General features: G+C 39.6%; 7 protein-coding genes and 1 riboswitch. Of the genes, 2 read left to right on the top strand and 5 right to left on the bottom strand.

The features are described from left to right. Positions 1-216: 216 nt before the first annotated feature. The 5 genes from ACTND6_RS10270 to ACTND6_RS10250 form a co-directional block, all read right to left on the bottom strand. Positions 217-1,269, bottom strand: coding sequence for a tyrosine-type recombinase/integrase (locus tag ACTND6_RS10270; RefSeq protein ID WP_441024060.1), 1,053 nt, complete (start codon positions 1,267-1,269; stop codon positions 217-219). Positions 1,270-1,694: 425 nt separating this feature from the next. After that, positions 1,695-2,297 (bottom strand): hypothetical protein, encoded by a 603-nt coding sequence (locus tag ACTND6_RS10265; protein WP_441024062.1) that lies wholly within the window; start codon positions 2,295-2,297, stop codon positions 1,695-1,697. Then, a complete protein-coding gene (locus ACTND6_RS10260) occupies positions 2,284-4,143 on the bottom strand; it encodes a bifunctional DNA primase/polymerase (protein WP_441024064.1) in 1,860 nt (619 codons plus the stop codon). The genes ACTND6_RS10265 and ACTND6_RS10260 overlap by 14 nt, the downstream gene beginning before the upstream one ends. Further along, a complete protein-coding gene (locus tag ACTND6_RS10255) occupies positions 4,136-4,342 on the bottom strand; it encodes a hypothetical protein (RefSeq protein ID WP_441024065.1) in 207 nt (68 codons plus the stop codon). Before ACTND6_RS10255 ends, ACTND6_RS10260 begins: the two co-directional genes overlap by 8 nt. Before the next feature lie 15 nt (positions 4,343-4,357). Then, positions 4,358-4,555 (bottom strand): helix-turn-helix domain-containing protein, encoded by a 198-nt coding sequence (locus ACTND6_RS10250; RefSeq protein ID WP_441024067.1) that lies wholly within the window; start codon positions 4,553-4,555, stop codon positions 4,358-4,360. Between the two features lie 140 nt (positions 4,556-4,695). Here ACTND6_RS10250 and ACTND6_RS10245 point away from each other — a divergent pair, with 140 nt between their 5' ends. Next, the gene (locus ACTND6_RS10245) at positions 4,696-5,142 is read left to right on the top strand and encodes a helix-turn-helix domain-containing protein (RefSeq protein ID WP_441024069.1); all 447 of its coding nucleotides are present in this window, start codon (positions 4,696-4,698) and stop codon (positions 5,140-5,142) included. A gap of 20 nt (positions 5,143-5,162) precedes the next feature. Next, on the top strand, positions 5,163-5,402 hold the full coding sequence (locus tag ACTND6_RS10240; protein ID WP_441024071.1) for a hypothetical protein: 240 nt from the start codon (positions 5,163-5,165) through the stop codon (positions 5,400-5,402). A gap of 749 nt (positions 5,403-6,151) precedes the next feature. After that, positions 6,152-6,227, top strand: a riboswitch (cyclic di-GMP riboswitch). Positions 6,228-6,461: the final 234 nt, after the last annotated feature.

Here is a 6,461-nt window from a genome sequence, read left to right as displayed (position 1 = left end):
TGTAAACAATTTGAATACCAGCATCAAATAATTTGAATACTTCGGAATTTCACGTTATGTCTTCTGGCATTTAATTTGATTTTCTTAGTGTATTTAATGTGACGTTCTACACGTTGCTTTAGCCTATCCATTTAAGTATTATATATATGTGTATGTGCAAGTAGTGCGGTAGACGGCACGAAAAAAGCAAACGTTTAGCTATTGCGTTTGCTTTTTTCATATCTTATTGATCGCGGTTAATAGTTCTTTATAATCCAGGTGCGTATATACTCTTTCAGTTAATGACATTGCGCCTTTATGACCTACAATTTTTTTAATTGTAACGGGTTTAACGTTTGCCAGGGTTAACATACTTATACAAGTATGGCGCGTATCGTGTATATAGTGGTGCATTCCTAAGGCGTTCATACATGGCTTGAAATACGTGTTAAGCATGTTCCAATACTGTATAGGGCGCCCGTTAGCCTGTATCAAGTATTTCCCAGGAATGCGCATAAAATCAGCTATAAACGGCGCTATCTTGTCGGCTATCGGTACTACTCTTATACCGCTAGCCGTTTTACTTTCTGTAACATGTATAACCCTGTCGAATAGGTTAACGTCTTCTTTCTTTAAATTGGTTAGCTCCTGGGCTCTTAGGCCTGTATAGATGTAAATTAGCACTATTCTTACGGCGTAATTATTGGAGTTATTCCATAGCGTAGCTATTTCTTCTTGCGTGAATGGCTCGCGGTCTATAGCGTTGGGGTTCTTGTCGTGGTACTGTTGAATGTTAATAAACTCCGCGTAGTTCTTACCGCATATGTCGTTTTTAATAGCGTACTTGTAAACCTGTTGTATTAATAGCTTGATTTTCTTTAGCGTCGGGTAGTTCTTACCGCAAGTGTCTATAGCCTGTTGTAGATCGCACGTTTTAAGTTCTCTTATGGGTTTCTCGTGCAAGCACTCCACCGCCTTGAATGATGCCGTATAGCTAACTAGTGAAGATCTAGAAACGCCCTCGTTATTGGAGTATTCGTTATACCAGGCGTTAAAAGCGTCCTTGAATGTAACGTTTTTGCTATCCAGGTTATAAGGGTTTCGGTTATACTCCGCTAGTATCTCTAGCGCCTCGGCTCTTGTACTTCCATAGCCTATATATTTTTTTACTTGTGTATATGTATCATTTTTAGCGTTGTGTTTCCACCCTTGCGTAACTCTAACGGCGTACGGCTTGCGCCTGTTACCGCTTAGCTTGACAATAGATCCATAGTTATTAGGTAGTTTCATATGCGCGTATCTCCTAGAAGTAAAGCCCCTCTTAGTATAGGGGCTTTATAGATTAATGTTTGTATTAGCGTCTAGATCAGCGTCTAGATCCAGGTCGATATCCATATCGGTATCAACGTCCATATCGGTATCGACGTCTAGATCCAGGTCGATATCCATATCGGTATCAACGTTATCAAGATCAAGATCTAGATCTATGACTATCTGTTCGAGTATGTTCTTTTTCATACGTTTAAAAGGTCTTTAAGTTGGTTCATTTTCTCGTTGTATTCTTCTCTAGCCTCATTGCCTGGCGTGCTGTATCTTAGAAAAATACCGTGCATAAGTGCGTAGGCCTTTTCTAGCCCTTGATCGTTAAGGCTGTTGACCATGGCTATTAAAGCCGTGTAGTAGTGTAGACTTTCCATTATGGCGTGTGCTCCTCTCTAGTCGCTGTATGCGTTAATAAAGGTATCTATTGTATTGCAATTAATACCAATAGATCCATGATCTTCTGATAGCAATACAGCGCTATCCATACTACTCGCGTAGTCGGGTGTGGTAATGATATTTTTTAAATAATAGTCGCAAGCCTCGAAAAGGTTATCTATTTCAGTAATTGGGATAGATGCATTATCCAGGTTTACGCCCTCAGAAACTAGAAGCGCCATAAATGGAAAACTATGCGCGTGTTTCTCCAGGTACATATTGAATAAAATAGGGTTGTCTTGCATCTTTTTGATGCCGTAAGCCTTAATAAACTCCATGTCTGTAATCTCGTTGTCTGTTAGGCTCTTTGTAGCGATAGCGCTAACTTGCTTGCGTAGCTCTGTATTTACTTTGTTTAAATAGCTTGACGTAGTGCTTGCAAGCTCGTTAATGCCGTTTGTGTAGTTTTCCTCAATGATTGCTCTAGCTCTTTCTAGCGCTTGATTTCTGTATGTGTTCTCGGCTTTGTGTAGCTCTGTATCTCTAGAGTTTTTAAGTGCAATAGCTTTTTCATTGGTGCTATTTAATGTTTTTAAAATGTTCTCTTTATAGTTCCTCATTTTGCTTTCCTTTCTTTAATTTAATAAAAGCCTTTACGCCGTTACCGTAGCCGTCGGCGTGTTTTGCTGTTTCGATTAGCTCGCTTTCTTTAAGCTCTTTAATAGCCTGGTTTATTATGTTGGCCGTGTGGCCGTTTGTTTGCATATGATCCAATAAAGCGCGCTTTTCTATGTTGTCGTTCAGCTCCAGAAAGTCTAGAATATCGCTTTTAACGTCTTCTTTTTCCTGGGCTTTATTTGCTTGTCTATGGCCTGTTGTAAGCTCCACATAGTGCTTTCTTTCTGTTCCTGTAGGCTTTATAGTCAATCCGTCAAAAGTGAATAGAATGGTATCGTTTAGCGCGCTGTATGAGCTCTTTTCTTGCGATATAAAGCCGTTTCCGTCTTGCGTTCTTCCAACTGCTATAACACTTCTTGCGATGTCCCACAAGTCGGCGCTATCGCTTAGCTTATCCCTAAAGCTAGCTACCTTATCCCTCTTGTTGGTATGTACTACCAATAGAAAACTAGTTCCGTATTTCTTGCCTAAAGAAGATAACGTCTGTAGTGTCCGCCTTACATCATTACGCTTTGACATGTCTATATCTTTAATAAACTGCTGTATCGGATCTAACACAACTAATAACGGCCTGTACTGCTCTATTAGCATGGGTAACAGTTCACCGCCTATGGTTATACTTGCCAGGGCGCTATCGTCTAGCTTTAGCGTGTATATCTTGCTTTCATCGGCGTTATACTCTCTTAAACGCTTTTTAAGCACGCTTTCGGGGTCGTCCTCGCCACTGAATACCAATGATATACCCTTGCTGTTGACTAGCGCTAAATGGCTTAATATGCTCTCATTTCCACATGATATAGCGCTAACCAGGTTACACCATAGCGAGGTTTTACCCTGTCCGCCGTCTCCGCCTAGAATGGTTATACACCCCTTTGGAATATATCCAGGTATCAACCAATCAACCGTTTTATAGCTTAGATCCTGGAATGATACCAGGTTAACGCCTTTAGCTATGGCCATTTGCTCGTTACTTACGTTTTTAGGTGTGCAAGCCTTAAAGCGATCTATACACGGGTATACTTCTCGATCTAGCTCTTTATCGGTTAACGGCGTTTCTAGTTGAGTGTTGTTAATAACGGCTATCAATTGCTTTATGGTTTCCTTTGATCGTGTACCGTCGCATAATGTACCGCACTGCTTTATTAGGTAGTCGGTGCGCTGTCCTTGCGGTATCAGCTTGTCGCTAGTTCCTGGCGGTGGTTCGGATCCATTGGTATAGGTGCTTTCTTCTTTTAGAAGTTCTTTAACGGCGTCGTTTCCTGGTTCTACTTTGAACGTTTTTCCAATAATTCTATAGGGGCGCCCCTGTATGATAGATCCAGGCGCTACAATGTAACCGCCGTCGCCTCTTATGTCGATACCTGGCCATAAAGCTACCTTGTTGCTTTGTGGTGCGTCTGTCTTGTAGTATAGATGTTTTCCACCGCTCCAGGTCTGTACCGTTATCGTTGGGTTTAGATCGCCATATATAAGCTCTATTTCTTCTAGACTTTTTGCGCCGTCCGCTCCGTTTCCGCCGTTATGGTCTTTCGTATCAATGTCTATAACGGTTAGCCCGTCGCCCGTTGCTATGCCTATATTAGCGTTAGGTGTTACGCTCCACCAATTTAATACTTGATCTAACCTATTTGTGGCCTGTTCTTGCCATTTAGTTATTAAAGGGCGCTTGTCTCCTGGTCTTAATGGAAATACCTTAAAACCGCTCAGCGCTAACGCTCTAGCATGTCTTGGTAGATCGCTAGCCGTGTAACTTGTTGGGGTCTCGCCGTGGATCTTAAAATCAATCATCTAACGGCGCTCCCGTGTAGTCCTTTAACAGCTTGGGGCTTATGTAGTACGTATATTTACTACTGCCGTCTATCTTTATAGCCTTACCAATTGGCAATAATCCCGTTTTAATGCCCTGGCGTATGTATTGGGGGCTTTTCTTCATGATCCGACTAGCCTCTAGAACTGTTACGTTGTTACCTGTATAAAGTTCTTTCATGGTATCACCTCTCTTTCATTCCTTTAGGATCTCGGTAACGTCTACATCTAGCGCCTTGGCTAACTTGTGCACGCTTAGCGGTCTACATGGCTTGCCGTTCTTTATGTTTTGTATGGTTTTTTCAGTAAGTCCGCTTTTTAGAATGATCTGATTCGTGTTAATTCCCTTTTTAGCTTGGGATAATTCGAGCTTTTTAGCGTCTATCTTTAGCATTGTTTATAGCTCCTTTCTGTGAATTGCTGAAATTTCATTAATTCACCTTAGAAATAATAATGAATACTCAGTAATTAGTCAAGTAAAAAACAATGAATTTTCAGTAATATGATAAAATTTATGCGAAAAGGTTAATAAAAATGGCAATAGGAAAAAATTTAAAATATATATGCAAAATGCGCGGTATGACATTAAAGGAACTATCAGAAAAAAGTGGGGTACCTATAGGAACTATCTATAGTATTACTTTAAGGGATCCTAGTAGTATTAACTCTGAAACTATGAAATCCTTATGTGATGCCCTTGGTATTGAAGCTGTTTTCATTGAGGCAAGCGACCTTTTAGGGTGCTATAAGGGATATGGCGTACCAAAAGAAGAAAAAAAAGCTATAAGCCAAAACGGCTTAGGTGGGTTATTAGATTTAAATGGGTATAATCTAGTATTTAGTGAAAGTGGATTTTGCTTAATATACCCAGGAGGAAAAAAATATATCGATCCCGAAGAATTTGAACGGCTTACCGTAGAGTGCTCAAAAATGGTTAGATATGTTTTAGACGATTTTGTTAAAAATACGAACAATGGTTAACGAGGTATGGAAGAAAAAAAATGATTACTTATGATTTAGAATACGCAAATGAAAAAGAAGTAAAATACAGCTACTATCCATGGCACGATACTGACGACAAAGGCTATATAGTGGTGAGTAGGAGTGGGGTTATTCTTGATAAAAAACTGGCAAAGGTCGATGAAGAGTACCCGTTCTACTTTAATGAACTTGTATGGCCAGCATGCAAGAACGCCATGTCGGACTCACCTGAAAAGCATGGATGCCGATGCTGGATGTGACGAGCATTAAAGAAGAAGATAAAAGCCTTGCTGAACTTAACGCGTATACGAAATAGACAGCTAGCAAAAAAAAGGACGGTTAAGCCGTCCTTTAGTAAATTCTAGCCTGGTGATGCTTACCCAGGGTCTCTTTTGGCTCAGTGAGCGCGTAGACGCATCTTTCCTCTACCTCTAGAATTTCTAGTTACAGTGTACCATTATTTAGGTTTTAGCTCCACATTTGCAAACATTTACCGTGCTTTCTTTTTTTCTTCAAATGTGGGGTTTTAAGTCCATTTTTTAGCATAAATAAGCCATTCTACACATTTGAAAACTTATTTTTAAAAATCTTCAAATGTGAGGGTTTTTAACGGTTTCCTTTAAATGTGTAAACACTCCATTTTTTACCCCTAAAATAGCAAAAGGTTACAAAAAGGTTACAAATACTTCAAAAAACCGCATAAATAAGCCTTACCACAGTTAACCAAGCGTTAATTTATTCAGTTTGGAAAATGCCGAAAAGTCCCATATTCTGGGGCTTTTTTTGTGCCTTGCTGAAGGGAATTTGCTGCAAGTTGCAGCAAAACATGTAGCAAATTCTCACCAATTCTGTGCTAGAGAACTGTGGTCGCCTTATGTGTTCTATTTTTTGCCGTTCATTTTTTGGGCGTTAAAACTGCCATGTTTTTCTTGTGTATAGTAGATTGTATATAATAGAGGATTAAAGTATAATAAAATTGAATTTTTTTACATAAGTTAAAAAGCTATAGTAATGAAATTGGCAAAACAGACGAAAGTCTGTGACGCAAAGCTACAGGGCCTGTAAAATGGCAGCCAGTTGCATAAAATGAGGTGCACTGTCTGTTTGGCAGTGCTTTTTTATGGTATAGCACTTGAATAAGTAATACAGAAGCTGTCTGGAAAAATATTGTGAAAAACAGCGGAGAGGTTATTGATTATTAATGAATGTCGCTCTTTTTAAAGAATTAGTTGATAGTCCACAAAAACGGACAGAGAAAACAGAAGAAGTGAGTATGATTTACCTGTAAAGTTGAGCTTCCTGTAACATGTAAATGAGGA

This window comes from Bulleidia sp. HCP3S3_C9, assembly GCF_052064035.1.
Classification (GTDB): Bacteria; Bacillota_I; Bacilli_A; order Erysipelotrichales; family Erysipelotrichaceae; genus Bulleidia.
The sequence above is the reverse complement of the archived record's forward strand: the minus strand, read 5'-3'. Positions and strand labels throughout refer to the sequence as shown.

What these genes read in the sequence shown, in the direction of transcription:
- ACTND6_RS10270 (WP_441024060.1), bottom strand. Translation starts at nt 1,269, where the DNA reads ATGAAACTACCTAATAACTATGGATCTATTGTCAAGCTAAGCGGTAAC.
- ACTND6_RS10265 (WP_441024062.1), bottom strand. Translation starts at nt 2,297, where the DNA reads ATGAGGAACTATAAAGAGAACATTTTAAAAACATTAAATAGCACCAAT.
- ACTND6_RS10260 (WP_441024064.1), bottom strand. Translation starts at nt 4,143, where the DNA reads ATGATTGATTTTAAGATCCACGGCGAGACCCCAACAAGTTACACGGCT.
- ACTND6_RS10255 (WP_441024065.1), bottom strand. Translation starts at nt 4,342, where the DNA reads ATGAAAGAACTTTATACAGGTAACAACGTAACAGTTCTAGAGGCTAGT.
- ACTND6_RS10250 (WP_441024067.1), bottom strand. Translation starts at nt 4,555, where the DNA reads ATGCTAAAGATAGACGCTAAAAAGCTCGAATTATCCCAAGCTAAAAAG.
- ACTND6_RS10245 (WP_441024069.1), top strand. Translation starts at nt 4,696, where the DNA reads ATGGCAATAGGAAAAAATTTAAAATATATATGCAAAATGCGCGGTATG.
- ACTND6_RS10240 (WP_441024071.1), top strand. Translation starts at nt 5,163, where the DNA reads ATGATTACTTATGATTTAGAATACGCAAATGAAAAAGAAGTAAAATAC.